This window comes from Roseomonas mucosa ATCC BAA-692, assembly GCF_000622225.1.
GTDB classification, from domain to species: Bacteria; Pseudomonadota; Alphaproteobacteria; order Acetobacterales; family Acetobacteraceae; genus Roseomonas; species Roseomonas mucosa.
In genome coordinates, this window is record NZ_JHWD01000024.1 from 1 (window position 1) to 26,467 (window position 26,467).

At 71.9% G+C, this 26,467-nt stretch carries 24 protein-coding genes; 19 read left to right on the top strand and 5 right to left on the bottom strand.

Annotation, left to right across the window (positions count from 1 at the left end; translation table 11 throughout):
- The first annotated feature begins 6 nt into the window (after positions 1–6).
- From BT98_RS24790 to BT98_RS0116670, 8 genes are all read left to right on the top strand, one after another.
- Positions 7–159, top strand: coding sequence for a RidA family protein (locus BT98_RS24790; protein WP_280513758.1), 153 nt, complete (start codon positions 7–9; stop codon positions 157–159).
- A 614-nt stretch (positions 160–773) separates the two neighbouring features.
- Entirely contained in the window at positions 774–1,712 is a 939-nt protein-coding gene (locus tag BT98_RS0116640; protein ID WP_019459303.1) for a lysophospholipid acyltransferase family protein, read from the top strand.
- Between the two features lie 433 nt (positions 1,713–2,145).
- Complete coding sequence (gene miaB / locus BT98_RS0116645) at positions 2,146–3,600, top strand: tRNA (N6-isopentenyl adenosine(37)-C2)-methylthiotransferase MiaB (protein WP_019459304.1); 1,455 nt, start codon at positions 2,146–2,148, stop codon at positions 3,598–3,600.
- Between the two features lie 53 nt (positions 3,601–3,653).
- On the top strand, positions 3,654–4,697 hold the full coding sequence (locus tag BT98_RS0116650; RefSeq protein ID WP_037251295.1) for a PhoH family protein: 1,044 nt from the start codon (positions 3,654–3,656) through the stop codon (positions 4,695–4,697).
- Between the two features lie 76 nt (positions 4,698–4,773).
- Positions 4,774–5,241 (top strand): rRNA maturation RNase YbeY, encoded by a 468-nt coding sequence (ybeY, locus tag BT98_RS0116655; RefSeq protein ID WP_019459306.1) that lies wholly within the window; start codon positions 4,774–4,776, stop codon positions 5,239–5,241.
- A 1-nt stretch (position 5,242) separates the two neighbouring features.
- The gene (locus BT98_RS0116660; protein ID WP_019459307.1) at positions 5,243–6,190 is read left to right on the top strand and encodes a hemolysin family protein; all 948 of its coding nucleotides are present in this window, start codon (positions 5,243–5,245) and stop codon (positions 6,188–6,190) included.
- Positions 6,191–6,291: 101 nt separating this feature from the next.
- Complete coding sequence (gene lnt / locus BT98_RS0116665; protein ID WP_019459308.1) at positions 6,292–7,851, top strand: apolipoprotein N-acyltransferase; 1,560 nt, start codon at positions 6,292–6,294, stop codon at positions 7,849–7,851.
- A gap of 185 nt (positions 7,852–8,036) precedes the next feature.
- Complete coding sequence (locus BT98_RS0116670; RefSeq protein WP_019459309.1) at positions 8,037–8,480, top strand: helix-turn-helix domain-containing protein; 444 nt, start codon at positions 8,037–8,039, stop codon at positions 8,478–8,480.
- A gap of 75 nt (positions 8,481–8,555) precedes the next feature.
- On the opposite strand, the gene BT98_RS26240 is transcribed toward BT98_RS0116670, so the two are convergent.
- Entirely contained in the window at positions 8,556–9,086 is a 531-nt protein-coding gene (locus tag BT98_RS26240) for a DUF2244 domain-containing protein (RefSeq protein ID WP_019459310.1), read from the bottom strand.
- 156 nt (positions 9,087–9,242) lie between these two features.
- On the opposite strand from BT98_RS26240, the gene nth reads away from it, so the two are divergent.
- Complete coding sequence (gene nth / locus BT98_RS0116680; RefSeq protein WP_019459311.1) at positions 9,243–9,914, top strand: endonuclease III; 672 nt, start codon at positions 9,243–9,245, stop codon at positions 9,912–9,914.
- 531 nt (positions 9,915–10,445) lie between these two features.
- Here the strand turns inward: nth and BT98_RS0116685 are convergent.
- Positions 10,446–10,736, bottom strand: a complete 291-nt coding sequence (locus BT98_RS0116685; protein ID WP_019463407.1) for a hypothetical protein — start codon at positions 10,734–10,736, stop codon at positions 10,446–10,448.
- A gap of 237 nt (positions 10,737–10,973) precedes the next feature.
- Between BT98_RS0116685 and BT98_RS24800 the strand changes: the two genes are divergently transcribed.
- Positions 10,974–11,948 carry a hypothetical protein gene (locus tag BT98_RS24800; protein ID WP_019463408.1) on the top strand — a complete coding sequence of 325 codons (975 nt, stop codon included), beginning with the start codon at positions 10,974–10,976 and terminating at the stop codon, positions 11,946–11,948.
- A gap of 55 nt (positions 11,949–12,003) precedes the next feature.
- Here the strand turns inward: BT98_RS24800 and BT98_RS24805 are convergent, their stop codons facing one another.
- Entirely contained in the window at positions 12,004–12,393 is a 390-nt protein-coding gene (locus BT98_RS24805; RefSeq protein WP_019463409.1) for a cupin domain-containing protein, read from the bottom strand.
- Entirely contained in the window at positions 12,390–13,742 is a 1,353-nt protein-coding gene (locus tag BT98_RS0116700; RefSeq protein ID WP_019463410.1) for an amidase, read from the bottom strand. Before BT98_RS0116700 ends, BT98_RS24805 begins: the two co-directional genes overlap by 4 nt.
- A gap of 314 nt (positions 13,743–14,056) precedes the next feature.
- Between BT98_RS0116700 and BT98_RS0116705 the strand changes: the two genes are divergently transcribed.
- The 8 genes from BT98_RS0116705 (at position 14,057) to BT98_RS24815 (ending at position 23,457) form a co-directional block, all read left to right on the top strand.
- The gene (locus BT98_RS0116705; protein ID WP_051544297.1) at positions 14,057–15,691 is read left to right on the top strand and encodes a hydrogenase large subunit; all 1,635 of its coding nucleotides are present in this window, start codon (positions 14,057–14,059) and stop codon (positions 15,689–15,691) included.
- A gap of 64 nt (positions 15,692–15,755) precedes the next feature.
- Positions 15,756–16,397, top strand: coding sequence for an NADH-quinone oxidoreductase subunit B family protein (locus BT98_RS28555; RefSeq protein WP_314209574.1), 642 nt, complete (start codon positions 15,756–15,758; stop codon positions 16,395–16,397).
- Between the two features lie 520 nt (positions 16,398–16,917).
- The gene (gene rph / locus BT98_RS0116715) at positions 16,918–17,664 is read left to right on the top strand and encodes a ribonuclease PH (RefSeq protein ID WP_037251288.1); all 747 of its coding nucleotides are present in this window, start codon (positions 16,918–16,920) and stop codon (positions 17,662–17,664) included.
- The gene (locus BT98_RS0116720) at positions 17,661–18,287 is read left to right on the top strand and encodes a non-canonical purine NTP pyrophosphatase (RefSeq protein ID WP_019462273.1); all 627 of its coding nucleotides are present in this window, start codon (positions 17,661–17,663) and stop codon (positions 18,285–18,287) included. The genes rph and BT98_RS0116720 overlap by 4 nt, the downstream gene beginning before the upstream one ends.
- A gap of 747 nt (positions 18,288–19,034) precedes the next feature.
- A complete protein-coding gene (gene lldP / locus BT98_RS0116725; RefSeq protein ID WP_019462272.1) occupies positions 19,035–20,741 on the top strand; it encodes an L-lactate permease in 1,707 nt (568 codons plus the stop codon).
- The gene (locus BT98_RS0116730; RefSeq protein ID WP_019462271.1) at positions 20,741–21,583 is read left to right on the top strand and encodes an FCD domain-containing protein; all 843 of its coding nucleotides are present in this window, start codon (positions 20,741–20,743) and stop codon (positions 21,581–21,583) included. Before lldP ends, BT98_RS0116730 begins: the two co-directional genes overlap by 1 nt.
- Entirely contained in the window at positions 21,580–22,767 is a 1,188-nt protein-coding gene (gene lldD, locus BT98_RS0116735) for an FMN-dependent L-lactate dehydrogenase LldD (protein WP_019462270.1), read from the top strand. The genes BT98_RS0116730 and lldD overlap by 4 nt, the downstream gene beginning before the upstream one ends.
- A 147-nt stretch (positions 22,768–22,914) precedes the next feature.
- Positions 22,915–23,457 (top strand): cytochrome b, encoded by a 543-nt coding sequence (locus BT98_RS24815; protein WP_019462269.1) that lies wholly within the window; start codon positions 22,915–22,917, stop codon positions 23,455–23,457.
- Between the two features lie 45 nt (positions 23,458–23,502).
- Here BT98_RS24815 and BT98_RS0116745 read toward each other — a convergent pair whose 3' ends face one another.
- Entirely contained in the window at positions 23,503–24,813 is a 1,311-nt protein-coding gene (locus BT98_RS0116745; RefSeq protein ID WP_019462268.1) for a dicarboxylate/amino acid:cation symporter, read from the bottom strand.
- Positions 24,814–25,285: 472 nt separating this feature from the next.
- Between BT98_RS0116745 and BT98_RS0116750 the strand changes: the two genes are divergently transcribed.
- Positions 25,286–26,455 carry an iron-containing alcohol dehydrogenase gene (locus BT98_RS0116750; protein ID WP_019462267.1) on the top strand — a complete coding sequence of 390 codons (1,170 nt, stop codon included), beginning with the start codon at positions 25,286–25,288 and terminating at the stop codon, positions 26,453–26,455.
- Positions 26,456–26,467: the final 12 nt, after the last annotated feature.

The following is a 26,467-nucleotide window of genomic DNA, read 5'->3' on the forward strand; positions in this document are numbered from 1 at the left end:
GTCTACCTGCTCGACGCGGCCGACATGGCCCCGGTGGACGAGGTCTATCGCGAATTCTTCCAGCCGCCTTATCCCAACCGGGCCAGCGTCGTGGTGGCCGGGCTGGTCGCGCCGGGCATGCGCTTCGAGATCCAGGCCATCGCCGCCCTGCCAGGCTGAGGCGCGGTCCGGCAGGGTGATGGCTTTCCGGTTGCGCTCCATGTTTGGCGTTGCTCTGTCCCCGGGGGACAAGGCTCCGCCTTTTCCCCCGCACCCCCTTATCCGCCAGGACCCTGCGGGCCCTGGACCCGGTGAGTTGGCTCTTGCTGACGCCGGATCGCGCCGGAGAGCCATGCTCTCCGGCGGACCGCCGGTGCCACCAGCGCGGACACGGTGTCCTTCTTTTCGGGAGCCCCGCCTCTCCACCTGCTCCCAGGGAGCAGGCCCCAGGATAACGGTCACCACGGGAACCCACGAAAGCCCGGGGTCCGGGGACCGGTTTCGGTCCCCGGCGGAGAGGGGGTCCGGGGCGAGAGGCGGAGCCTCTCCCCCGGCGGCCAGCCACGAAGCGCAACGCGGAAGGCCAGCCTTCCCTTCCCGGAACAAGGGGCGGGGCGGCACGATTGCGGTACGGCGCCGCACGCGCTAGGCGAGGGGGCATGGAGGCCGTCACACCCGCTGCTCCGGTCGCCGGCCGGTCACCCGCCGGATCGGCCGTGGGCGCAAAGCCCGGTCTTTCTCATGCCCCGGCACCATCTGGTGCGATGCCGAGGGGAACGAGGTCCGGGGAGGTGATGTCCGGAGACGACGCCCCGGTTTCTCCGTCCGTCGCCGACCCGGGCCGGCGCGGGCAGCCGCCGCGGTACCATGCCGCCCTGCCGGGACGGGCCTTTTCCGACGTCATGGGTCCCCGGCCGCTGGGCGGGCGCCTGCGGGCGGTGCGGCGCCTGCTCTGCCTGCTGCTCTGGATGCTCTGCTGCATGCCGGTGCAGGCGGTGCTGCTGGCCCTGCCGGGGCAGGGCAAGATCCGCTTCGCCCGCTTCTTCTGGCGCAATGCCTGCCGGCTCTTCGGGCTGGAGGTGCGGGTGCTCGGCGCGGCACCGGCCGGGCCGCGCGCGCTCTACCTGTCCAACCACAGCTCCTGGCTCGACATCATGGTGCTCGGCGGCACGCTGAAGGCCTGCTTCGTCGCCAAGGCCGAGGTCGGGGGCTGGCCGGTGATCGGCACGGTGGCGAAGCTGGGGCGCACGATCTTCGTCAGCCGCACCCGCGCCCGGACGGGGGAGGAGGCGGCGGCAATGCGGGAGCATCTGGCCCAGGGCGAGAACCTGCTCCTTTTCCCGGAAGGCACCAGCAACGACGGCAACCGGGTGCTGCCCTTCCGCTCCTCCTTCCTCGGCATCGCCGATGCGGCCGAATGGGTGCAGCCGGTCTCGGTGGTCTATGACCGACTGGGCTACATGCCGCTGGCGCGCATCGACCGCCCTGTCTTCGCCTGGTACGGCGACATGGGCATCGCCGGCCATGCCTGGATGCTGGCGCGCCTGCCGGGGGCCCGGGCCACGGTGCTGCTGCACCCGCCCGTCCATCCCTCCGATGTTCCGAACCGCAAGCAGCTTTCCGCCATGGCCGAACGGAGGGTGGCGGAGGGCGCGGCCGCCCTGCGGCAGAACCGGCTGTCCGAACCGCACCCCGCTGGCCCGTCCGCCCCGGACGGGCCGGCGGGGCACTGAGGGCGGTGGCCGCCCGTTCCGGTTTTGGAGGCGGCGGCGGCGGTCTTCCCGGACCGGGGCGCCAAGGCCCTGCCCTGGCCGCCCCGGGCGGGGCTCCGGGTTCGGGGGGGGGTGACATTTTGGAGACTGCCCCCGCCGCCCCGCCATCCCCATCGCCGCATCCTGGTGCACGAGGCGCCGGAACCCACTGGATTCAGGCGTTTCGCCTGGACCGGCCGCGCCCCGGGGCCTTTCCACAGGGGCGTCGTGCCGCCCGCGCCGGGGTGCCGGCACCCTTGACCACGCACCGCAGCATCCGCGACGCTGCGGCACATGGCACGCCAGCCCCCCTCCGGAGTCGCTTGACCCCTGCATCCAGGGGCCGCACATCCCCGCCGCGACCCGGCCTTTCCACCGCCGGGCGGAAGGATGGTTTGTGCGCATGACTGAAACGATGGCGATGCCCGGAACCGAACCCGCCCCGACGCAGGCAGGGCAGGCTCCCGCCGCTCCCCGCAAGAAGCTGCTGATCCGCACCTGGGGCTGCCAGATGAACGTCTATGACAGCGCCCGCATGGCGGATGTCCTGGCGCCGCTCGGCTATGCCCCGACCGAGGCGGTGGAGGAGGCCGACATGGTCGTCCTCAACACCTGCCATATCCGCGAGCGTGCCTCGGAGAAGGTCTTCTCCGACCTCGGCCGGCTGCGCGACACCAAGCGCGAGCGCGCGGCCGGGGGCAAGGAGACGATCATCGCCGTCGCCGGCTGCGTCGCCCAGGCCGAGGGTGCCGAGATCACCGCCCGCGCCCCCTGGGTGGACATCGTGCTGGGGCCGCAGACCTATCACCGCCTGCCGGAGATGGTGGCCCGCGCCAGCCGCGCCGCCGGGCAGGTGATCGAGACCGACTTCCCGGCCGAGGACAAGTTCGACCATTTGCCCGAGGCCGCCACGCCGCAGGGGCCGGTCGCCTTCCTGACGGTGCAGGAGGGCTGCGACAAGTTCTGCTCCTTCTGCGTCGTGCCCTATACCCGCGGCGCCGAGTTCTCCCGCCCCGCCGGCGCCATCCTGGCCGAGGCGCGGCGCCTCGTGGCCCAGGGCTCGCGCGAGATCGCGCTGCTCGGCCAGAACGTGAACGCCTATCACGGCGAGGGGCCGGACGGGCGGACATGGACGCTGGGCCGGCTGCTCCGCGCGCTGGCGGAGATCCCGGGCCTCGTCCGCCTGCGCTATGCCACCAGCCATCCGCGCGACATGGACGACGACCTGATCGCCGCCCATGGCGAGGTGCCGGCGCTGATGCCTTTCCTGCATCTGCCGGTGCAGTCGGGCTCCGACCGCATCCTGCGCGCCATGAACCGGGGCCATGACGCCGCCCTGTTCCGCGGCATCGTGGAGAGGCTGCGCCGGGCGCGGCCGGACATCGCCCTGTCCTCCGACTTCATCGTGGGCCATCCGGGGGAGAGCGAGAGGGATTTCGCCGACACCATGGCGCTGGTGCGCGAGACCGGCTTCGCGCTCGCCTATTCCTTCAAGTACTCGGCCCGTCCCGGCACCCCGGCGGCCAACATGCATGGCCAGGTGCCCGAGGCCGAGAAGGATGCCCGGCTGCAGGCGCTCCAGGCCCTGCTGCGGGAGCAGCAGCAGGATTTCAACGCCGGCTGCGTGGGGCGGGAGGTCGAGGTGCTGGTCACCGGCGCCGGGCGCCACCCCGGCCAGCTCGCCGCCCGCTCCCCCTGGCTGCAGCCGGTTCATTTTTCCGCCCCCGCAGGGCTGATAGGCGGGATGGCGAGGGTGCGCCTGGACGCCGCGCACCCCAATTCACTGTCAGCCACGCTTCTGGCCGCCACCTCTCCGGTGGCCGGCCTTCTGGACCCCGTTCAACCGGTATCGGAGCACGCCACCGCTTGACCAGCCCCGCCATCGCCCTCCGGGCGGATCCCCAGGCCCTCGCCCGTCCCCTCCTGGCCGATGCCGGGCCGGGGACGCGGTCGGTTTCCCTGACCTTCGACGACAACACCCTCCTGCCGCTGCTGCTCGGCCATCACGACCGCCATATCGCGCGGATCGAGCAGAAGCTGGGCGTGCGCATTGCCGCCCGCGGCAACCGGGTGACGGTCACCGGCGGCGGGGTCGAGACCGAGGCCGCCGAAACCACGCTGCGTGGCCTCTGGGCCCGATTGCGGCGGGGGGAAGGTGTGGGGATGTCGGAGGTCGAGGCGGCGCTGCGCTTCGCGGTCAAGGGCGCGGAACAGGCCGAGGACCCGCGCCTGCCGCTGTCCGACCTGCCGGCGATCCGCACGCGCAAGGGCGCCATCGCGCCGCGTTCCCCGGCCCAGGCGGGCTACATGGACATGCTGGCACGGCACGAGATGGTCTTCGGCATCGGCCCGGCCGGCACCGGCAAGACCTATCTCGCCGTCGCCCAGGGCGTCGCCCTGCTGATGGCGGGGCGGGTGGACCGCATCGTGCTGAGCCGCCCGGCGGTCGAGGCGGGCGAGCGGCTGGGCTTCCTGCCCGGCGACATGAAGGAGAAGGTGGACCCCTATCTCCGCCCGCTCTATGACGCGCTGCATGACATGATGCCGGCCGAGCAGGTGACGCGCCGGATCGCCACGGGCGAGATCGAGGTGGCGCCGCTGGCCTTCATGCGCGGGCGGACGCTGGCGCATTCCTTCGCCATCCTGGACGAGGCGCAGAACACCACGCCGGCCCAGATGAAGATGTTCCTCACCCGCATGGGGGAGGGCACGCGGATGGTGATCACGGGCGACCCGACCCAGGTGGACCTGCCGCCGGGCCAGAGCTCGGGGCTGGTGCAGGCGCTGGGTGTGCTGGAGGGCGTCGAGGGGATCGGCGTCACGCGTTTCGCGGAGGGCGATGTGGTGCGCCATCCGCTGGTGGGCCGGATCGTTGCGGCTTACGCACGATTCGATGCCAAGGACGACAGGGCCGGAGCCATGAGGGCAAGCCGGCGCGGAAAGGACAGGGATGGACCCGTCGAGTAGTAGCCCGGGCGTCGCCCGGGAATCGTTTCTGGCTGACGGGCATGGCTCCGGGGAGGGGCCATGCGTCGATGTCGTCATGGCGGAGCCATGCATCGATGTCGTCGTGGAGGACCCGCGCTGGCATGCGGCGGTGCCGCGCGTCGCGCGGCTGGCCCAGGAGGCCGCCGTGGCGGCGCTGGCCGAGGCCGGCGGCGGCGCCCCGGTCGGCGGCATGGTCACGGTGCTGCTGACCGACGACCGCGAGATCAAGCGCCTCAACAGCTTGCATCGCGGCAAGAACAAGCCGACCAACGTCCTGTCCTTTCCGGCGGAGATGCCGGGCCTGCTGGGCGACATCGCCGTGGCGCTGGGCGTCGTGCGGCGGGAGGCCCGGGCGGCCGGGCGGCCGATGCACGCGCATCTGGCCCATCTGGTGGCGCATGGCGCGCTGCACCTGGCGGGCTACGACCATCTCCATGCGGGCGAGGCCCGGCGGATGGAGCGGGCGGAGGCACGGATCATGCGCCGCCTCGCCCTGCCCAATCCCTGGCGAGGGGTGGCCTGAGATGAGCGAGCACACGCCGGCCGCCGGCAACGGCAATGGCCAGAACGGCCAGGGTGAGCGCGGGGGCGAGCGCGGCCTGCTCTGGTGGCTGGGGGCGCTGACCCGCAGGAAGGAGGCGGAAAGCGTCCGCGAGCGCTTCGAGGCGCTGGTGGATGGCAGTGGCGAGGAGGGCGATCCGGGCGAGCCGCCCGAGCTCGACGCCGCCGAGCGCCTGCTGCTGGGCAATGTCCTGAAGCTGCGCGGCAAGACGGCGCTGGACGTCATGGTGCCGCGCGCCGACATCGTCGCCATGCCCGAGAAGCTGACGCTGCAGCAGGCCATCGAGCTGATCCAGCGCGAGGGACACAGCCGCCTGCCGGTCTATCGCGAGAACCTCGACGACATCGTGGGCATGGTCCACATCAAGGATGTCTTCGCGGCGGTGGGGCACGAGGCGGCCTTCGACCTCAAGGCCATCCTGCGCAAGCCGCTCTTCGTGGCGCCGCAGATCCCGGTGCTGGACCTGCTGCTGCAGATGCGCATGGCCCGCATCCACCTCGCTTTGGTGGTGGACGAGTATGGCGGCATCGACGGCCTCGTGACGATCGAGGATCTGGTCGAGACCATCGTCGGCGACATCTCCGACGAGCATGACGAGGAGGAGCTGCCGCAGATCGTGGAGCGCCCCGACGGCACGCTCGACGTCGATGCCCGCATGCCGGTGGAGGATTTCGAGGCCCGCATGGGCCCGATCCTGACGCCGGAAGAGCATCACCAGGACATCGACACGGTGGGCGGGCTGGTCTTCACCCTGGCCGGCCGGGTGCCGAAGAAGGGCGAGCTGGTTTCGCATCCCGGTTCGGGGCTGGAGTTCCGCGTGCTGGAATCCGACCCGCGCCGCATCCGCCGCCTGCGGGTGCGCCGTCCCCTGGTGGACAACCCGGCGGACACGCGGCAGGCCGCGGAGTAGCGAGGGGGAAGGGACGGGCCGGGGAGGGGGAGCCAGCCGCCTCCCCCGATCGTCACCAACTGTGGCTTGCCGGGGGGTCAACCCCTGGCTACCAGCCCGGCGTGTTCACGAATCTGTCCCGATTCGCCGCAAGGCTCCATGGTTGGCGCCTGCTCGCGGCTTCCGCCCTGCTGGGCGCCCTGACAGCCCTGGCCCTGGCGCCGCTGCATCTCGTGCCCGTGCTGTGGCTGACCCTGCCGGGCCTGCTCCTGCTGCTCGACGTCGCGCCCGGCCGCTGGCGCGCCCTGGCTGTCGGCTGGGCCTGGGGATGGGGCTTCCAGGTCGCGGGCCTCTACTGGATCACCGAGGCGATCCTGGTGGAGGCGGACCGCCTGTGGTGGGCGGTGCCGCTGGCCGTACCGGCGCTGGCCCTGCCGATGGGGGCCTTCACCATCCTGCCGGCCCTGGCGGCCTGGGCCTCGCCGCCCGGCTGGCGCCGCGTCCTGGCTTTCGCCGGGGCCTGGACCGGGGCGGAGATGCTGAAGGGCTGGGCCTTCACCGGTTTCCCGTGGAACCTGCTGGGCTCGGCCTGGGCCTTCGATGCCCTGCCGGTGCAGGGCGCGGCCTGGATCGGCGCCTATGGGCTCTCGCTGGTCACGGTGCTGCTGGCCTGCGCCCCGCTTCTCGGCCGGCGCGGCATGGCCGGGGCGCTGGCCGGGCTGGCGGGCTTCGGCCTGCTCGGCGTCTGGCGCCTGCAACAGGATGCGCCGCCGGACCAGCCGGTGACGCTGGTGCTGGTGCAGGGCAACATCGCGCAGCAGCTCAAATGGGACCCGGCCTCGCGCTGGGCGATCTTCCGCCGCTATCTCGACCTGACGAAGCAGGGGACGGCCCGCGCCGTGGAGGCCGCGCCGCCCGGCAACCGCATCGTGGCGGTCTGGCCGGAAACCGCGAGCCCCTTCCTGCTGGCGCAGGACCCGGATGCCCGGCGCTATGTGGCGGAGACCCTGCCGCCGGGCGGAATCCTGCTGGGCGGGACGGACCGGGCGGAGTTCGGCCCCGACCGCAGCCTCCGGGCGGTGTACAACAGCCTGGTCGGAGTGGATTCCGAAGGGGAGCTGCTGGGCGGCTACGACAAGAGCCATCTGGTGCCCTTCGGCGAGTACATGCCGCTGTCCGGCCTGCTGCCGCTGCGCGTCATCCGGGGCGGGATGGACTTCTCCGCCGGCACGGGGCCGGTGACGCTGCGGCTTGGGGGCCTGCCCGGCTTCTCGCCCCTGATCTGCTACGAGGTGATCTTTCCGGGGGCCGTGGTGCTGCAGCGGGACCGGCCCGACTGGATACTGAACATCACCAACGACGCCTGGTTCGGCCAGTCGGCCGGACCCTACCAGCACCTGGCGGCGGCCCGGCTGCGGGCCGTGGAGGAGGGGCTGCCCCTGGCCCGCGCGGCGCAGACGGGCATCTCGGCCGTATTCGATTCGCAGGGGCGCGAGAGGGCTCATCTGGGCCTGGGCCTGATGGGGGCTGTAACCACTCCGCTCCCTGGCCGTTTGCCCCCGACATTGTTCTCGAAAACGGGATTGTGGGGACCCGGACTTCTGGCTCTGATCTGTTTTCTGGCGGGTTTCCGGCGGCGGAAGCCAAAAATTGTGCTGGAAAAGCTGGGAGAGATGATCTAAAAAAAGAGAAATCTCAAAAGAGTTGACAAATTCTTTCTGCAATCGCAGGTTATAGAGAGAACAGAGGGGGCAGCCGCTCCATGGTGCAGTCGATAGCCTTCGCCCGAGACGCCCAGGAAACGCGCCGTCGTACGGATGATGTGCCTGGCAAGAGCCGGCCGAACGGAAAATTGGAGAACGGTCAGATGTCGAGGGACGAGCCGGCTGAGCGTGGCGAGCGGGAGCATCGCCCCAGCCCCATCGATGTCCATGTGGGAGGACGCGTCCGCCTGCGACGCACCCTGCTGGGCATGAGCCAGGAGAAGCTGGGCGAGGCGCTGGGCCTCACCTTCCAGCAGGTCCAGAAATACGAGCGTGGCGTGAACCGGATCGGCGCATCCCGCCTGTTCGACATCGCGCGCGTGCTGGACGTGCCGATCGGCTTCTTCTTCGACGACATGCCCGATGGCGTGGGTGGCGGCAGCCGCACCCGGCTGGCCGGCTTCGCCGAGGGGCAGGAAGGCTTCGAGGACGACACGCTGAACCGGCGCGAGACGCTGGAACTGGTGCGCGCCTATTACCGCATCACGGAACCGGCCGTGCGCAAGCGGGTCTTCGACCTGATCAAGAGCCTCGCCCCGGTCGACTGAGACAGGCCCCCTGGCCGGGGGCTGTCGGCATCGCCTGAACGCCATGCCCGTCCCTGCGGTCAGGCCATGCGGATCTCAGTCCCGAAGCTGGGGGTTGTCGAAGCGGGGCTCCCGGTAGCGGCACAGGGCCGTCTCCAGGGCCCGCGCCAGATCCCGCTTGTCCTCGCCCGAGAGGCAGCGTCCGATCTCGATCCCCCGGTCGCGGCACAGGAGCCGGAGCTGGCCGGCCGAACCCGGGTGGCTGCGCAGCTCCACACGGGTCCAGTAGGGCTGGAGCAGGAACTCCTCCCGCCTTCCCCGCGCGTCGGTGCGCCGGACCCGCAGCCGGTCCGCCGTCAGGGAAAGAATCTCCGACACCCGGCCGGAACGCCGGTGGTGCAGCGCCATGAGGGCCAGCACCAGCGGGATCTCGAAGCCCATGAAGCCCAGGATGGGCCAGGCGCCGAGCAGGAAGAACACCACGCAGAGCGCCGCCGCCGCCGAGCCCAGGAGCAGCGCCAGCACCAGGAAGGCCCGTGGCGTCCAGGAGCGGGGCGGCACGCTGACGGCCTCGAAGAGCACGGGCTCCTCCAGGTGCCGGGCCTCCCCGATGGGCGCTTCCCCCATGGGCACATCCACTGTCATGGTGGGGAAAGATAGGCTAGCGAGATCGCCGTGCCAGCCGAATCCTCCGAAAAGCCGCCCGCTGCCCGGTCCCGGCCTGCCCGCCGCCCCGCCACCGCCCTGCACGGCACGGCGGGGGAGCCACGCCGGGCCCGGCGGATGCCGCCCGCCCAGGCCCTGCGCTTCCTGGAGGCGCTGCGCGACGCCAATCCGGATGCGCAGACCGAGCTGCATTACGGCAACCCCTTCACCCTGCTGGTGGCCGTGGTCCTTTCCGCCCAGACCACCGATGCGGCGGTGAACCGGGCGACCGACCCGGCGCGCGGCGGCCTCTTCGCGGTGGCGGACAACCCCGCCGCCATGGTGGCCCTGGGCGTGGAGGGCGTGGGCGGGCACATCCGCAGCATCGGCCTCTGGCAAGGCAAGGCGCGCAACGTGGTTGCCCTGTCGCAGATGCTGCTGGACCGGCATGGCGGGGAGGTGCCCGACAGCCGCGAGGCGCTGGAGGCCCTGCCCGGCGTCGGCCGCAAGACCGCCTCCGTGGTGCTGAGCGTCGCTTTCCACCAGCTCGCCATGGCGGTGGACACGCATATCTTCCGCCTGGGCAACCGCACCGGCCTCGCCCCGGGCAAGGATGTGCGGGAGGTGGAGGAGGCGCTGCTGAAGCGCTGCCCCCAGGAATGGCTGCGCGACGCGCATCACTGGCTGATCCTGCACGGGCGCTATGTCTGCAAGGCCCGGCTGCCGGAATGCTGGCGCTGCGCGGCACGCGAATTCTGCAACTACCGCGACAAGGTGCTCGTCCCGCCGCAACGGTCCAGGACAGCCTGACCGCCACGCCCCCGCAGCGGACGGCCGCTCCACCCGCCCCGCGCACGGCACGATGCCGGCCGCCGGCGGAAGCCGGGACTACCGCCCTGGGTCGTTGTGCCGCGTGGCGGCCCGGCGACGGGGCCGGTTCCGGCATCGCGCTTCGTGGCTGGCCGCCGGGGGAGAGGCGCCGCCTCTCCCGCCGGACCCCCTCTCCGCCGGGGACCGAAGCCGGTCCCCGGACCCCGGGCTTGAGTGGGTTCCGGTGGCTGCCGCTGGTTTTCGGCCTGATCCCCGGGGAGCAGGTGGAGACGCGGGGCTCGCGAAAAGAAGAAGACCCCGTGTCCGCGCTGGCGGCACCGGCAGTCCGCCGGAGAGCCAGGCTCTCCGGCGCGATCCGGCCGGCAGCCGGAGCCAACTCATCGGGTCCAGGGCCTGCAGGGTCCTGGCGGATAAGGGGGGCCGGGGGAAAAGGCGGAGCCTTGTCCCCCGGGACAGCGCGACGCCCGACGTGAAGCACCGGCTGGCAGCCGGGGTGAGCCGCCTTTCGTATCAACCTTTCCCGCGCATCTCCTGTGATGCCTTCGGCATCGGGGTCAGGCCCAGTCCCCAGAGCGGGCGGGGATCGGCGGCGAAAGTTTCCGGGGCGCGTTCCGTGCCGGCGGCGCAGCCGATGTCGCGGGCCTGGCGGGGCTCCATCTCGCTGAGCCGCCGGGCATCCTCCATCCGGCCGATCCAGGCGCCGTAGAGCGCCAGCAGGTCGATCCGCGGCAGGGCGAGCCGCTGGCCGGGCCAGCGCGCCGCCCGGAAGGACAGGGGGGCCACCATGGTTCGCAGGGTCATGTCCAGCGTCTCCCAGGCTCGCGAGGAGCGGTGATGGGCCGGTGGCGGAGCCTGTTCCGGGAGGGCTCCACCGCATCGGCGAGGGCCATCATCCTGCCGCGGCGGGGTGTGCCGTCGGGTACAGCGATCGTGGAATTTCCAGGCTATGACAGGGGGATTCCACGGATGGCCGCCACGGGGAGAGGCCCCGCCGGCTTTCCGCCCGGATGGAACTCCCTCGTGAGGAGGGCCGGTCCCATGGCCGCCATCGCCGAGAAGCTGCGCCTCACCGCTGCCGCCCTGGGCTGCTCCGGCCGCAAGGAACTCTGCGCCCGCTTCCGGGTGGCCAATCCCGCCACGCATTTCGACCTGGAGCGCTCGCACAAATGGCTCCAGGGGCGCGCCTTGCCGCGCTCGGTCCAGCTCTATGACGACTGGGCGAAGGTGCTGGGAACACGCCGCGCCGGTGCCTGGATCGCTTCCTGTACCCTGGACGCCTTCCTGGGCGAGGTCTGCACCCTGTTCGAGGCCGATGCGGCGGACCTGCTGCGACGCGCCGAACTGCCGCCGCACCAGCCGGCGGAGGCGCAAAGGCCGCCGGACGTGAGCGGCGGCCATCTCTGCGGCCATTATGCCTGCTATTCCCGGGCCTGGTCGCCCTACCATCCCGACAACCTGATCCGGGGGGCGCTGCAGTTCCTGCCATCCCAGCGGGGGCAGCACCTGCTGGCGGACTATACCGAGGCCCTGTTCGGCGGCACCTTCCACTTCATGGGCGAGGTCCTGCTGCGCGGGCGCACGGCGCATGTCCTGCTGCGCGCCCAGGGCGACATCCCGCCGCTCTACGCCAGCCTCTACATTCCCGGCCCGCCCGCCAGCGCGCTTTGCGGCATCATCGCCGGGGCCGCCCTGGTCGGATACGAGCCGCGCCCCTCCGCCTCCCGCATCGTGCTGGTCCGGACGCCATGCCCGGCCGCGGCGACGAACCGGCATCTGCGGACGGAGGACGGGAGCATCGGCGAGGACCTTCGCCAGCTCGGCCTGCCGTCCGGGCAGGCCGCGGGGATCGACGCGCTGCTGCGGGATTTCCTGGATGGCGCCGGGGACCGGGGGCGCGACCAGGTGCCCGCCGCGCTCCAGGAGCGGCTTTGCGCCGAGCTGGACCGCTTCTACCTGCGGCCGGAGACGCAGCCACAGGGCATCCGGCCCGTTTCCGCGGCCTGCGGCGCCTGATGGCGGCACGGCGGGGGCGGAAGGGAAGCGGCCCGGCCTGTGGCCCGGGGAGGCGTCAGGGCCCGGTTCCGTCCGCCTTTCCGGTGGGCAGTGTCGGGGCGGGACCCTCCGGCCCGCCATGCACGGCGAGCCAGAGCGTGTCCTCGTCCGGGGCGACCCAGGCGACGCGGTGGCGGCACCCCGCCGGCAGCAGCACCCAGTCGCCGGGGGCGAGGCGGCGTTCCTGGCCGCCGCCGAAATCCAGCAACGCCGCGCCGGAGACCAGCAGCACGAATTCCGGCCAGTCCTGCTCGTACCAGCCCAGGCTTTCCGGCCCGAGGGGGCCGCGCGAGGCGATGCGCTCGATCCGGGCGCCGGGCAGGCTGGCGAGGCTGGTGAAGGCCTCCCCGCCCGCCGCCGGCCGTGCCCCGTCCGCCAGCCGGCCGAAGCGCGGCGCCGGGCTCATGCCCGCAACGCGGCCTCGGCGCCCTGGGCCAGCGCCAGCAGCGCCCGGTCCGCCCCCTGCGCGCCCGTCAGCATCAGCCCGACCGGGGCGGTGCCGGGGGCCTGGCAGGGCAGGCTGATGGAGCAGCGGTCGAGGAAGTTGCCCACCGCCGTGTTCCGCAGCAGCAGGAGGTTCAGGCGGTTGTATTCCTCCGTTGTTTCCACCGCGGCGATCGGGGGCGGGATGACGACGCAGGTGGGGCAGAGGAAGGCGTCGAAGCCCTCGGTGCGGGCATTCGCGGCGGCGACGATCCGCGCCCGCGCCGCCTGGAGGTCGAGATAGTCCGCCGCCGTCATCGCCGCGCCCTTCTCGATGCGCGCCAGCACGCGCGGGTCGTAGGCATCCCGGGCGCGCACGATCAGCGGCGCGTGCCAGGCCCAGGATTCCGCTGCCGCGAAGCCGCCCCTGGCATTGGCGGGGGGGATGTCGCGGAGCTCGGGGAAGTCGATCTCCTCGATCCGCGCGCCGGCCTTCTCCAGCCTGCGCAGCGCCGCGTCGAAGGCCTCGGCCACGGCGGCCTCGATGCCGTCGAAGAGAAAGGTGCTGCGCGGCACGGCGAGGCGGGCGCCGGACAGCGCGGCGGGGGCCGGGGCTGCGCCCTCTTCCTCCCCCGCCATGATCGCGTCGAGCACGGCGCAGCAGGCGGCGGTGTTGGCGAGGGGGCCGAGGCTGTCCAGCGTGTGGCTGAGCGGCACGGTGCCCGTGAGCGGCACGCGGCTGGCGGTGGGCTTCCAGCCGACGATGCCGCAGAGCGCCGCCGGCACGCGGCAGGAGCCGCCCGTGTCCGAGCCGAGCCCGGCCAGGCCCATGCCGTCCGCCACCGCCACCGCGGCGCCGGAGGAGGAGCCGCCCGGCAACCGGCCGGTGGCGCGGTCCCAGGGCGAGCGGGGGGTGCCGTGATGCGGGTTCACGCCGAGGCCGGAGAAGGCGAATTCCACCATGTTGGTGCGGCCCAGCACCACGAAGCCTGCCCGTTCCAGCCGTGCCACGGAGGGGGCGGTGCGGGTGGCGGGCGGCGCGTCCTTCAGCGCCGTGGAGCCTGCCGTCGAGGTGACGCCCGCCTGGTCGTAGAGGTCCTTGATGCTGATCGGGATGCCCGCCCAGCGCGACGGCGCCCGCCCGGCCCGTCGCAGCGCGTCCATCGCCCCGGCGGTGGCGCGGGCCTGTTCCGCCTGCACCGCCACGAAGGCACGCGCCCCTTCGCCCTCCGGCTCGGCGATCCGCGCCAGCGCGGCCTCCACCAGTTCCAGGCTGCTGGTGCGCCAGTCTGCCAGGGCCTCGGCGGCGGCCTCGATGCTGCGGTATTCCATGCTCACCCCTTCCGCCCTCCGGCGGTTCCTCTGGCCGCCGCCACCCGGCTCCGCGCGCGGGGGGGCCGGTGGGGAAGCGCGATGCCGCAGGGGAAACCCGCCCCGCCGGTTTGGCAAGGCGCCTCCGCGCCGGAAGGGGCCGGTTCGCGGAGGCGCGGAAGCGGCGGGGCGGCCGGAACGGCGCATCCTCCGGCGGCGGAAAGGCCATGTCTTCCACCCGGCGGCATGACAAGCCCGTGCGGCCACCTTGCCAGACCGGCCCGCCTGCCGCTTGGTGCGTCCGTCCCGATCCGTCCCGGAACCCCCTGGGGTGCATGACCGAAGCCGCTTCCCGCCTGATCCGTTCCGGCAGCCCGCAGAGCTGCCATCCGCATGAGCGCTACCTGCTCCGCAGCACGGACTGGGATGCCCTGCCGGACGCGCTGCGGCAGGAGCCGGCGCTGGAACTGCTGGGCCTCTGGGCCGAGCCGGGGCTGGTCCATGCCGCCTTCCTGAAGCGTGCCGCGGAGGGCGGCGCGCCGGCCCGGCTGCTGCTGGCCTCGGCGCCGCTGCGCGAGGGGCGCTTCGCGGCGCTGTCGCCCGCGCGGCCGGGCGCCGCCCTGTTCGAGCGCGCGGCGCGCGACCTCTGGGGCGCCAGCGCGCAGGACGGGGGTGGACCGGTTCCCGCCGTCGCGGTGTTCTCCGTCCCCGCCGCCTCCGGCGCGACTCCCTTCGGCTCCACCAGGAGCGGCCCGTCCGCCCCCATTCCTGCCGTGGATTCAGGGGCGGCCGATCCGCGCCCCTGGCTGGATCACGGCCGCTGGCTCTTCGACCGGCCGCTTGCCGCCGTGCCGGTGCGCCGGTCGGCCCCGCCGCCGCAGCCGGAATTCCGCCCGCCGCCGGAGGGCGAGGGGCTGCACCAGCTCGCCCTCGGCCCCGTGCGCGCCGGGATCGCGGAACCCGCACATCTGCGCCTGGACCTGTTGGGCGAGCGCGTGACGCGGCTGGAGGCGCGGCTCGGCTATGCCCACAAGGGCACGCTGGGGCTGATCCGCGGCAAGTCGCCGCGTGGCGCCGCCCGCTTCGCCGCGCGCCTGTCGGGGGTGGATGCGGTGGCGCATGGCTGGGCCTTCGCCATGGCGGCGGAGGCGGCCGCCGGCCGCGCCGTCCCGCCCCGCGCCACCGTGCTGCGCGGCGTGCTGGCGGAGATGGAGCGCGTGGCGAACCATCTGGACGCCTGGGCCGCCGCCTGCCGCGCGGCGGGGGCGGGCGAGTGCGCGGCGGCGGCGGCGCGCCTGCGGGAGATCCTGCGGCGGGCGATCGGCGCCGCTTTCGGGCACCGGCTGGCCATGGATGTGGTGGTTCCGGGCGGGCTGGCGGCGGACCTGATGCCGGAGGGCGAGGCGGCGCTGCGTGCGGCGCTGGAGGTGGTGGCGGCGGGACTGGCGGCGCTGCCGCCGCAGCCCGCCCCGGCGGCCGAGCGCCTGGGCGGGGCCGGGCGCCTGCCGCTCCCCCTGGCGGAGCGCTTCGCGGCGGGGGGCGTGGTCGGCCGGGCCTCCGGTCGGGATTTCGATGCGCGGCGGGACCTGCCTTACGCGCCCTATGACCGGATGGAGATCCCACGCTCCCAGGGTGGCGACGCGGCCGCCCGGCTGGCGCTGCGCCTGGCCGAGGCGCGGGAAAGCCTGCAGCTCCTGCCCCTGCTGCTCGACGCGCTGCCCGAAGGGGAGATCGCCATCCCCCTGCCGGCGCGCGCCGGGGAAGGAGCGGGCGTGGTGGAAGGGGCACGGGGAGAGGTGCTGCACTGGCTTTCGCTGGATGGCGAGGGGCTGGTACGCGCCTGCTTCGTCCGCGACCCGTCCTGGCTGCACTGGCCCCTGTTGGAGGCGGTGATGGAGGGAGGCGAACTGGCCGATTTCCCCCTTTGCGAGCATTCCTTCGGCCTGACCTGCAGCGGGGTGGATCTGTGAGCCCGCCGGAGCCCGGCCGGAGGCCCGGTGGTGGCGCGGCCCGGCCTGACATGGGAAGCGCCCGGTGAGCGCCCGCCTGTCCTGGTCGCGCCTGATCCGGAACCTGCTCCATGCCCCGCCGGCGGAGGCGCCGCCGCGGCCGCCGGATGACCTGGTCGCCGCCCTGGCGGCGCGGATGGCCGCCGGCGCCCGTGCCCGGCTGGGGCGCAGCCTGGCGATCCGGGAGATCGACGCCGGTTCCTGCGGCGGCTGCGAGGCGGAGATCGCCGCCCTCGATGCGGCGCCCTACGAGCTGGAACGCTTTGGCCTGCGCTTCGTGGACTCGCCGCGGCAGGCCGACCTGCTGCTGGTGAGCGGACCGGTGACGCGCAACATGGCGGAGGCGCTGCGCCGTGCCCATGCCTGCATGGCACGTCCCGCCTGGGTGGTGGCCGTGGGCGACTGCGCGGTGGATGGCGGCTGCTTCCACACCTCCCCGGCGGTGGAGGGCGGAGTCGGCACGGTGCTGCCGGTGGACCTGCTGATCCCCGGCTGCCCGCCCGCCCCGGAACAGGTGCTGGAAGGGCTGCTGGCCCTGCTCCGGGCCGGCGGAGCGGCGCCCGCCCCGCCGCCGGAAAAAGGGCAGGCGGACGCCTCGCCGGAAGAGACAGGCCCGGTCAGGCCGCGAACGGGTGACACGGAAAGCCCGGGCAGCCAGCCGGGTTGAACCGAGTGCCCGTTGTGCGAAGGGCCGTTCGTTCTGGCCGCTGCGCTCCATGGCCGGCCCCCGGGGGAGAGGCGCCGCCTCTCGCCCCGGACCCCCTCTCCGCCGGGGACCGAAGCCGGTCCCCGGACCCCGGGCTTTCGTGGGTTCCCGTGGTTGTCGTCAGTCTTCGCCCTAATCCCTGGGAGCAGGTGGCAACGCGGGGCTCCCGGAAAGAAGATAAGGCACCCTGTCCGCGCTGGTGGCACTGGCAGTCCGCCGGAGAGCGATGCTCTCTGGCGCGATCCGGCCGGCAGCGAAGAGGCAACGAACGGGAGGTCCAGGAACCTCAGGTTCCTGGCGGATAAGGGGGACGGGGGGAAAAGGCGGAGCCTTGTCCCCCGGGACGGCGCAATGGCGGAAATGATGTGCAAGACGACCATGATGGCTGCGTCCATCATCCGGATCGGTGGTTGACACCCGGCCCTGTCGCGCCGATGCCTCGGCCCCGGATCCGATTGCCGGGATCGGATACCTTGACCGGATGACGGAGCTCCCCATGACGCGCCCCTCTGGCCGCGCCCCTGACGCGTTGCGCCCTGTTTCCATCGAACCCGGCGTGGCCCGCCATGCCGAGGGCTCCTGCCGCATCCGCATGGGGCTGACCGAGGTGCTCTGCACCGCCAGCGTGGAGGGGCGGGTGCCCGGCTTCCTGCGCGGCAAGGGCCAGGGCTGGGTAACGGCGGAATACGGCATGCTGCCCCGCGCCACGCACCAGCGCGGAGACCGGGAAGCGGCGAAGGGGAAGCAGTCCGGCCGCACGCAGGAGATCCAGCGCCTGATCGGCCGCTCGCTCCGCGCCGTGACCGACCGTGCCGCGATGGGCGAGATGAGCGTGGTGCTGGACTGCGACGTGCTGACCGCCGATGGCGGCACGCGCTGCGCTGCCATCACCGGCGCCTGGGTGGCGCTGCACCTCGCCTTCGAGCATTGCCGGCGGATGCGCATCCTGTCGCGCAACCCGCTGACCGGGCATGTGGCCGCGGTCTCGGCCGGGCTGTGGCAGGGCGAGGCAGTGCTCGACCTCGACTATGCCGAGGACAGCGCGGCCGGGGCGGATGCCAATTTCGTGCTGACCGATGCCGGCGGGATCGTCGAGATCCAGGCCACGGCGGAAGCCACGCCCTTCACCGGGGCGCAGTTCGACGGCCTGCTGGCTCTGGCCCGGCACGGAACGGAGGAACTCTTCGCCGCGCAGCGGCAGGCCATCGCCGAGGGAGCCCCCGCATGACCCGCCGCCTGACGGAGAAGCGCCTGATCCTGGCCACCCACAATGCCGGCAAGGTGCGCGAGGTCGCCGCCCTGCTGGCCCCCTGGGGGTTGGAGGTGACGGGGGTGGGCGATCTCGGCCTGCCGGAGCCGGAGGAGACGGAAAGCAGCTTTCTCGGCAATGCGCGGATCAAGGCCCTGGCCGCTGCCACGGCCACGGGGCAGGTGGCGCTCGCGGATGATTCCGGCTTCTCGGTCGCGGCGCTGGATGGGATGCCGGGGGTCTGGACCGCCGACTGGGCGAAGCAGCCGGACGGCACGCGCGACTATGCCAGGGCCATGGCCGAGGTCGCCCGCAAGGCCGGCGAGGCCGATCCGGAGGGAAAGGACCACGGTGCCTGGTTCTCCTGCGCCCTGGTGCTCGCCTGGCCGGACGGACACACGGAAGGCTTCCTGGGCGAGGCGCATGGCACCTGGATCTGGCCGGGCCGAGGCGAGGCCGGGCATGGCTATGACCCGATCTTCGTGCCGGCGGGCGAGACGCTGAGCTTCGCCGAGATGGACCCGGCGCGGAAGAACGCGATCAGCCACCGCGCCCGCGCCTTCGCGCTGCTGGCCGGGGCCTGCCTGCCGCCGCTGGGCTGATTGGGCCGGGGGCCGGCGCTGCTCCGCCCGGGGAACAAGGCTCCGCCATCGACGCAATGCGTCGACCCCCTGTCCCCATCCGCCAGGACACCGCGTGCCCTGACCCGGCTCGTTGGTTCTCGCTTCGACCGGATCGCGCCAGGGAGCCATGCTCTCCGGCGGACCGCGGGTGGCACCCGCGCGAAGGCGGTGTTTTCCTTCTCGGGAGCCCCGCGTCTCCACCTGTTCCTTGGGGTTCAGGCCGCAGGCTGACGGCCTCCACCGGAGCCAACGAGAGCCCGGGGCCCGGGGCCCGGGGCCCGGGGAACGGCTTCGGTCCCCGGCGGGAGAGGCAGAACCTCTCCCCCGGAGTCAACCACATGCCTCACGCCGGGATTAGCGCGGGGGTCCTCCGGGGCGTGGTCCGGCCTCGGCTCCTGCCTGCTTCGGGCTGACACGGGAAGACGAAGCCTTCCCCACGCCGGGTTACCGGATGGAAGGCACATCGCGCTCCGTGCCGGAACGGCACCGCCAGGCGGTCCCATACACACCCCGCTCGCCCATTCCTCCTCCGATCGGCAACACGGCACATCCGCTGCGAAGCATTCGAATGGTCAGACCAATAACGTGAATAGGACAGTTAAAAGATAGTTGACCGCCTGATGGCCGCCTCGATAAAAACAACTTGAAGTGAAAACAAGCTGAATTGGACAGACCAATTTAGCCTCACCAAGAGCCACTCGCATCCGTGAGTGTGGAGGACGATCCATGTCGGCCTGGCCGCAGAACTACGACCCCCTGGGCAATATCTGGCTGTCGAGCCTGATCGCCTTCGTGCCGATCGCCTTCTTCTTCCTGGCGCTGACGGTTCTGCGGCTGAAGGGCTATGTCGCCAGCACGATCACGGTCGTGCTCGCCCTCGCGGTCGCCGTGCTGTTCTACGGCATGCCAGCGGGGCAGGCCCTGGCCTCCGGGGCCTATGGCTTTGTCTACGGGCTGTGGCCGATCGCCTGGATCATCATCGGGGCGGTGTTCCTCTACAAGATCTCCGTCCGGACGGGGCAGTTCGAGATCGTGCGGGCCTCCATCCTCTCGGTCACCGAGGACCAGCGGCTGCAGCTGCTGATCGTCGGCTTCTCCTTCGGCGCCTTCCTGGAGGGCGCGGCGGGCTTCGGCGCACCGGTCGCCATCACCGCCGCGCTGCTGGTCGGCCTGGGCTTCCGCCCGCTCTACGCGGCCGGGCTCTGCCTGATCGTGAACACGGCGCCGGTGGCCTTCGGGGCCATGGGCATCCCCGTGATCGTGGCGGGACAGGTGACGGGGCTGGACCCCTTCGTCATCGGCCAGATGGCGGGCCGCCAGCTGCCCTTCATGACGCTGATCGTGCTGTTCTGGGTCATGGCCATCATGGACGGCTGGCGCGGCGTGCGCGAGACCTGGCCGGCGGTCGTGGTCGCGGGCGGCTCCTTTGCCATCGTGCAGTTCCTGACCTCGAACTTCATCGGCCCGGAGCTGCCGGACATCACCTCCTCCCTGGCCTCCCTGCTCTGCCTCACCCTCTTCCTGCGCGTCTGGAAGCCGGCGCGGATCTTCCGCTTCGAGACGGCGGAGGCGGAGGCTTCGGGCATGGTCCGGGCGCAGCCCGCCGGGGCGCAGGTCGCAACGGTCGGCGGCATGGCACCGGCCGCCGCACGCCGCCACACGCCGGGCGAGATCATCCTGGCCTGGTCGCCCTTCCTGATCCTCACGGCCATGGTGACGCTCTGGAGCATCAAGCCCTTCAAGAGCCTCTTCGCGGCGGGCGGGGCGCTCAGCGGCTGGGTCATCGCCATTCCCGTGCCCTCGCTGCACCGGCTGGTCGAGAAGATGCCGCCGATCACCGCCGGGCCCGTGCCCTATGACGCGATCTACCGCTTCGACTGGTTCTCCGCGACCGGCACGGCGATCTTCCTGGCCGCCCTGCTCTCGGCCCTGCTGCTGCGCCAGCGACCGCTGGAGACGGTGCGGACCTTCGGAGAGACGCTGGCCGAGCTGCGCACGCCGATCTACTCCATCGGCATGGTGCTGGCCTTCGCCTTCATCGCCAACTATTCCGGCCTTTCGGCGACGCTGGCCCTGGCCCTGGCGCATACCGGGGCGGCCTTTCCCTTCTTCTCGCCTTTCCTGGGCTGGGTCGGCGTCTTCCTGACCGGCTCGGACACCTCCTCGAACGCGCTCTTCGGCGCGTTGCAGGCAACGACGGCGCAGCAGATCGGGGTGTCCGACATCCTGATGGTGGCGGCGAACACGACGGGCGGCGTGACGGGCAAGATGATCTCGCCGCAATCCATCGCCATCGCCTGCGCCGCCGTGGGGCTGGTCGGGCGTGAATCCGACCTCTTCCGCTTCACGGTGCGGCACAGCCTCGCCTTCGCCTGCATGGCCGGGCTGATCACCCTGGCGCAGGCCTACTGGCTGACCGGTATGATCCCCTGATGGAGCAGGACGCGACATCCCCCGCCGAGGGCGGACGGCTCGCCTCGCAGCTCGCCACGGTGCTGCGGAAGCGGATGCTGGCGGGGGATTTCGGGATCGGCGACCGGCTGCCGGCAGAGCGCGCGCTGGCCGGCGAGTTCGGGGTGTCGCGCTCCTCGGTGCGGGAGGCCATCCAGATGCTCGCCAGCCAGGGCCTGCTGTCGAGCCGGCAGGGCGGCGGCACCTTCGTCCGCGCCCTGCCGGGCGGCGGGGAGGGCACCAGGGGGGACAACTGGGGCCGTCAGGCGATCGTGGAGCCCCTGGAGCAGCTGTTCCGCGACAACCCGGACTACCGCTACGACGTGCTGGAGATCCGTCTCGCGCTGGAGGGCGCCGCCGCCGCCCATGCCGCGCGCCGCGCCACGGAGGAGGATCGCAGCCGTCTGCGCGGGCGTTTCGAGGCCACGCTGCGGGATGACGAGGCGGCGACGCCGGCCGTGCTGGCCCAGGTGGACGCGGCCTTCCACCTCGCCATCGCCGAGGCCTCGCACAACCTCGTGCTGCAGCAGATCATCCGCGGCATGTTCGACCTGCTGGCGGCCAGCACCTCGCAGAGCCTGGAGAAGCTCTATCTCGTGCCAAGGGTCTCCGAGGCCCTGGCGGAGCAGCACCGGCTGCTGATGCAGGCGGTGCTCGGCGGCGATCCCGACCGTGCGCGCGCCGCCTCGGATGCCCATATCGATTTCGTGCGACTCACCCTGAAGGCGATCGACGAGGACGAGGCCCGCCTCGCCCGTTCCAACCCGCCTCGTTCCCTGCTGTCCGGGCGAACCGGCGGCCCTGACCGGAAGACAGACCCGTGATTTTCTCGCCCATCATCTCCTCCCCGTCCGATTATCGCGAGGCCGCCCGCCGCCGGCTGCCGCCTTTCCTGTTCCACTACGCCGATGGCGGCGCCTATGCGGAGCGCACGCTGCGCCGCAATGTCGAGGACCTGGCCGAGATCGCGCTGCGGCAGCGCGTGCTGCAGAACATGTCCGAGCTGAGCCTGGAAACGCGCGTGCTGGGGCAGGACCTGTCGATGCCCGTGGTGCTGGCGCCGGTCGGGCTGACGGGCATGTTCGCCCGGCGCGGCGAGGTGCAGGCGGCGCGGGCGGCCGAGGCCAAGGGCATCCCCTTCACCCTTTCCACCGTCTCGGTCTGCGACATCGAGGAGGTGAGCGCGGCGGTCACGAAGCCGATCTGGTTCCAGCTCTACGTGCTGCGCGACCGCGGCTTCATGCGCAACGCGCTGGAACGGGCCAAGGCGGCCGGGATCACGACCCTGGTCTTCACCGTGGACATGCCGATGCCCGGCGCGCGCTACCGCGACGCGCATTCGGGCATGAGCGGCCCGAACGCCCCGTTCCGCCGCATGGTCCAGGCGATGACGCATCCGCTCTGGGCCTGGGATGTCGGGCTGAAGGGCAAGCCGCACGACCTGGGCAACGTGTCGCGCTACCGCGGCCAGGCGACCGGGCTCGCGGACTATATCGGCTGGCTCGGCGCCAATTTCGATCCGTCGATCTCCTGGAAGGACCTGGAGTGGATCCGCGACTTCTGGGAGGGGCCGATGGTCATCAAGGGCATCCTCGACCCCCAGGATGCGCGTGACGCGGTGAGCTTCGGCGCGGATGGCATCGTCGTGTCGAACCATGGCGGAAGGCAGCTCGACGGCGTGCTCTCCTCGGCGCGGGCCCTGCCCGCCATCGCCGCGGCGGTGAAGGGGAAGCTCTCGATCCTGGCCGACTCCGGCTTCCGCAATGGGCTGGACGTGGTCCGCGCGCTGGCCATGGGGGCCGATGCGGTCATGCTGGGCCGGGCCTTCGTCTATGCGCTGGCGACGGGGGGCGAGGCGGGGGTGCTGAACCTGTTGAACCTGATCGACAAGGAGATGCGCGTGGCCATGACGCTTACCGGCGCGGCGCGGGTGTCCGACCTGGACGAGAGCTTCCTGGAGCGCGGCTCCGTGGCCCCCAGGATGGAGCGGCAGGGCGCGCTCTCCTAGACCCGGCCCAGGCGGCGGGCCCTCCGTCCGCCGCCACCGGGTCACAACCTGCCCGGCCATGGCTAGGCAGCCGGGGGATGCGGGACCAGATCCCGGACGGGAAGGCACGGGGGACCGCCCCGGCCAGAGCCGAAGGAGGGTTCCCGCATGGACAGTCCTGCGGGCTACGGCATCGTCAGCCGCATGCTGCACTGGCTGATGGCCGCCTGCTTCGCCTGGCACTTCGCCGGTGCCCTGCTCTACGTCACCGTGCCCGAGGCCGGGGTGACGAAGTTTGTCGGCAGCACGCATTTCACCATGGGCTTCACGCTGCTCGTGCTTGTGCTGCTGCGGGGGGCCTGGGGGCTGCTGAACATCCGGCGCCGCCCGCCGCATCCGGGCCGGCTGGGGCGCCTCGCCACGATGGGGCACCTAGTGCTCTACCTGCTGATGATCCTCGTCCCGGGTCTGGCGCTGTTGCGGCAATACGGCTCCGGCGAGCCCTTCACCCCCTATGGCATCCCGGTGATGAGCGGCTTCGAGGGCAAGATCGCCTGGATGACGGCCCCCGGGGACCTGCTGCACAGCTTCCTCGGCTGGGTGCTGCTGGCGCTCATCCTCGGCCATGTCGCGATGGCCCTGGTGCACCGCTATGCTTGGCACGACGACGTGCTGGGCCTGATGACCCGCGGCCGCCGGCGGCGCGTCTGAAGGGCGCCCCCGGCAGGCTTCCGCCGGGGGGAGCAGGGTTTCCCTTCAGGCCACCGGGGCCGTGGCGGCCTCCCGCGCCTCGGCCTCGTCGAAGGTGCCGGGCGACGGTTCCGGCTGCGGCTGGGAGCCGGGCCCGGGCGTCCGGTCGCCTTCCCACTTGCCGACCACGGCCGCCGCCAGGGAGTTGCCGATGACGTTGGTGGCGGAGCGGCCCATGTCCAGGAACTGGTCGATGCCGATGATCAGCAGCAGCCCGGCCTCGGGGATGTTGAAGGTGGAAAGCGTGGCCGCGATCACCACCAGCGAGGCGCGCGGCACGCCGGCCATGCCCTTGCTGGTCAGCATCAGCACCAGCAGCATGACCGCCTGCTGCCCCCAGGTGAGTTCGATGTTGTAGGCCTGGGCGATGAAGACGACGGCGAAGGTGCAGTACATCATCGAGCCGTCGAGGTTGAAGGAATAGCCCAGCGGCAGCACGAAGCTGATCACCTTCGGGCTCACGCCGAAGCGCGCGAGCTGCTCCATCAGGCGCGGATAGGCGGCCTCGCTGCTCGCGGTGCTGAAGGCCAGCAGGAAGGGCTGCCGGACCAGCGAGACCAGCTCGATCACCCGCCGCCCGAAGAACAGGAAGCCCACCGCGGCCAGCAGGCACCAGAGGATCGCCAGGCCGAGATAGAACTCCGCCACGAACTTGCCATAGGTGACGAGGATGCCCAGGCCCTGCGTGGTCACGATCGCCGCCATGGAGGCGAAGACCGCCAGCGGCGCCATCAGCATGACATAGCCGGTGACGCGCAGGATGACGTGCGAAAGCTCCTCGATCCACTGCACGACATGGCGCGCCTTCTCGCCCAGGGATGCGGCGGCGATGCCGAAGAGCAGCGAGAAGACGACGATCTGCAGGATCTCGTTGCGCGACATGGCATCGAAGATCGAGACCGGCACGAGATGCGCCACGAAGTCCCGCAGCGTGAGCGAGGAGGCCTGGACGCTGCTTGTCGCCCCGGCCTGGGGCAGCGGCAGGTCCAGGCTGGCCCCCGGCTGCAGGAGGTTGACCAGCACCAGGCCCAGCAGCAGCGAGACCAGCGAGGCGGTGACGAACCACAGCATCGCCTTGCCCCCGATCCGCCCCACAGCGCCGACATCGCCCATATGGGCGACGCCCACGACCAGGGTGGAGAAGACCAGCGGCGCGATGATCATCTTGATCAGACGCAGGAAGATGTCGCTGATCAGGGAGATGTAGCCGGCGATGACGCGGGAGGTGTTCGGATCGGGCCAGACCTCGTGGCAGGCATAGCCGACGCCGATACCGAGAAGCATGGCGACGAGGATATAGGTGGTCAGTCTCTGCATGGCGTGGTCTTCATTCCCCGTTCGGCAGCCTGGAATGGCATGGAGCCCGGAGCGGGTCCTGTTAGGGATCACTTCGCTGCGATGCCAGGATGATTGATTAAATTTCCCTTCATTTTGCAGCGCGCGGGCGGATCCCCCCTCGTTTCCGCGGGGCGAACCAGCGATGCCCGGAGGCGGCGCCGGCCCTCCCGATCCCGAAGCCTGCAGGCCGCGCCCGCCATGTTCCCGGCCCCGGAAAGCACCCCGCCGGCTGATGCTTGACAGCTTCGGCGGCCCAGGAGGATCGTTCTGGAAATCGAATCCGGCGTGGTTCGCCGGCCCCTTCGTATAAAGCAGAACCGAAACGGTTCATCCGAGGAAAACGCCGTGCCCCGCCCTTTTCGTCCGCTCCCTGAGCCGCCCGCTACCGGCGGGCGCCGGGCGCCGGCAGCGGGATAGCCGGAACATCAGAACAGCCCGAACGGAGCAGCGCATGTCCACCGGCCCTCTGCCAACCTTCGAGTTCCGCACGGTCCCGTCGATCCAGGTGGAATGGAGCGGGGCAAAACGCCTGGGCGAGATGCTGGCCGCCCGCTTCGCCGGACGCCGCGCCCTGGTGGTGACGGATGCGGGGCTGGTGAAGGCCGGCCTTCTCGGCCCCGTCCTGGCCGGGCTGGAGGCCGAGGGCTTCCGCGCCACCGTCTTCGACGCGGTGGTGGCGGACCCGCCGGAATCCGTGCTGCTCGACTGCGTGCGGCAGGCGCGCGAGGCCGGGGTGGAGATCGTGCTCGGCCTGGGCGGCGGCTCCTCGCTCGACGTCGCGAAGCTGGCCGCGGTGCTGCTGGTCACGGAGCAGGAGCTGCCGCAGATCTACGGCATCGGCAAGGTGACGGGCTCGCGCCTGCCGCTGGTCCTGGTGCCCACCACCGCCGGCACGGGGTCGGAGGTCACCAACATCTCCATCCTCACCACCGGCGAAACCACGAAGATGGGCGTGGTGGCGCCGCAGCTCTATGCCGATGCGGTGCTGCTGGATGCGGAGCTGACGCTGGGCCTGCCGGCGCTGCACACCGCCGCCACCGGCATCGACGCCATGGTGCACGCCATCGAGGCCTATACCAGCCGGCACAAGAAGAACCCGCTCTCCGACGCCCTGGCGCGGGAGGCGCTGCGCCTGCTCGGCGGCAATCTCCTCGCCGCCTGCCGCGACGGGCGGGACCGCGCGGCGCGCGAGGCCATGCTGCTCGGCGCCATGCTGGCGGGCCAGGCCTTCGCCAATGCGCCGGTCGCCGCCGTGCATGCGCTGGCCTATCCGCTGGGCGGCCACTACCACGTGCCGCACGGCCTCTCCAACGCGCTGATGCTGGGGCCGGTGCTGCGCTTCAACGCCCGCGCCGCCGCACCGCTCTATGCCGAGCTGGATACGGTGCTGAACGGTCCCGGCGCGGGTGGGGCCGAGGAACGCGCCCTGCACTTCGTGGACAGCATGCAGCGGCTGATGGACGGCAGCGGCGCCCCGCGCCGCCTGCGCGATGTCGGCGTCACCGACAACAGCCTGGCGATGCTGGCCGCCGATGCGATGAAGCAGACGCGGCTACTGGTGAACAACCCGGTGGAGGTGACGGAGGCCGACGCCCTCGCCCTCTACCGCGAAGCCTTCTGACGTGCCGGCAAG

Coding starts and splice junctions, on each gene's coding strand:
- BT98_RS0116640 (WP_019459303.1), top strand. CDS start 774: ATGTCCGGAGACGACGCCCCGGTTTCTCCGTCCGTCGCCGACCCGGGC.
- miaB (WP_019459304.1), top strand. CDS start 2,146: ATGGCGATGCCCGGAACCGAACCCGCCCCGACGCAGGCAGGGCAGGCT.
- ybeY (WP_019459306.1), top strand. CDS start 4,774: ATGGCGGAGCCATGCATCGATGTCGTCGTGGAGGACCCGCGCTGGCAT.
- BT98_RS0116660 (WP_019459307.1), top strand. CDS start 5,243: ATGAGCGAGCACACGCCGGCCGCCGGCAACGGCAATGGCCAGAACGGC.
- BT98_RS0116670 (WP_019459309.1), top strand. CDS start 8,037: ATGTCGAGGGACGAGCCGGCTGAGCGTGGCGAGCGGGAGCATCGCCCC.
- BT98_RS26240 (WP_019459310.1), bottom strand. CDS start 9,086: ATGGGGGAAGCGCCCATCGGGGAGGCCCGGCACCTGGAGGAGCCCGTG.
- nth (WP_019459311.1), top strand. CDS start 9,243: ATGCCGCCCGCCCAGGCCCTGCGCTTCCTGGAGGCGCTGCGCGACGCC.
- BT98_RS0116685 (WP_019463407.1), bottom strand. CDS start 10,736: ATGACCCTGCGAACCATGGTGGCCCCCCTGTCCTTCCGGGCGGCGCGC.
- BT98_RS24800 (WP_019463408.1), top strand. CDS start 10,974: ATGGCCGCCATCGCCGAGAAGCTGCGCCTCACCGCTGCCGCCCTGGGC.
- BT98_RS24805 (WP_019463409.1), bottom strand. CDS start 12,393: ATGAGCCCGGCGCCGCGCTTCGGCCGGCTGGCGGACGGGGCACGGCCG.
- BT98_RS0116700 (WP_019463410.1), bottom strand. CDS start 13,742: ATGGAATACCGCAGCATCGAGGCCGCCGCCGAGGCCCTGGCAGACTGG.
- BT98_RS0116705 (WP_051544297.1), top strand. CDS start 14,057: ATGACCGAAGCCGCTTCCCGCCTGATCCGTTCCGGCAGCCCGCAGAGC.
- rph (WP_037251288.1), top strand. CDS start 16,918: ATGACGGAGCTCCCCATGACGCGCCCCTCTGGCCGCGCCCCTGACGCG.
- BT98_RS0116720 (WP_019462273.1), top strand. CDS start 17,661: ATGACCCGCCGCCTGACGGAGAAGCGCCTGATCCTGGCCACCCACAAT.
- lldP (WP_019462272.1), top strand. CDS start 19,035: ATGTCGGCCTGGCCGCAGAACTACGACCCCCTGGGCAATATCTGGCTG.
- BT98_RS0116730 (WP_019462271.1), top strand. CDS start 20,741: ATGGAGCAGGACGCGACATCCCCCGCCGAGGGCGGACGGCTCGCCTCG.
- BT98_RS24815 (WP_019462269.1), top strand. CDS start 22,915: ATGGACAGTCCTGCGGGCTACGGCATCGTCAGCCGCATGCTGCACTGG.
- BT98_RS0116745 (WP_019462268.1), bottom strand. CDS start 24,813: ATGCAGAGACTGACCACCTATATCCTCGTCGCCATGCTTCTCGGTATC.
- BT98_RS0116750 (WP_019462267.1), top strand. CDS start 25,286: ATGTCCACCGGCCCTCTGCCAACCTTCGAGTTCCGCACGGTCCCGTCG.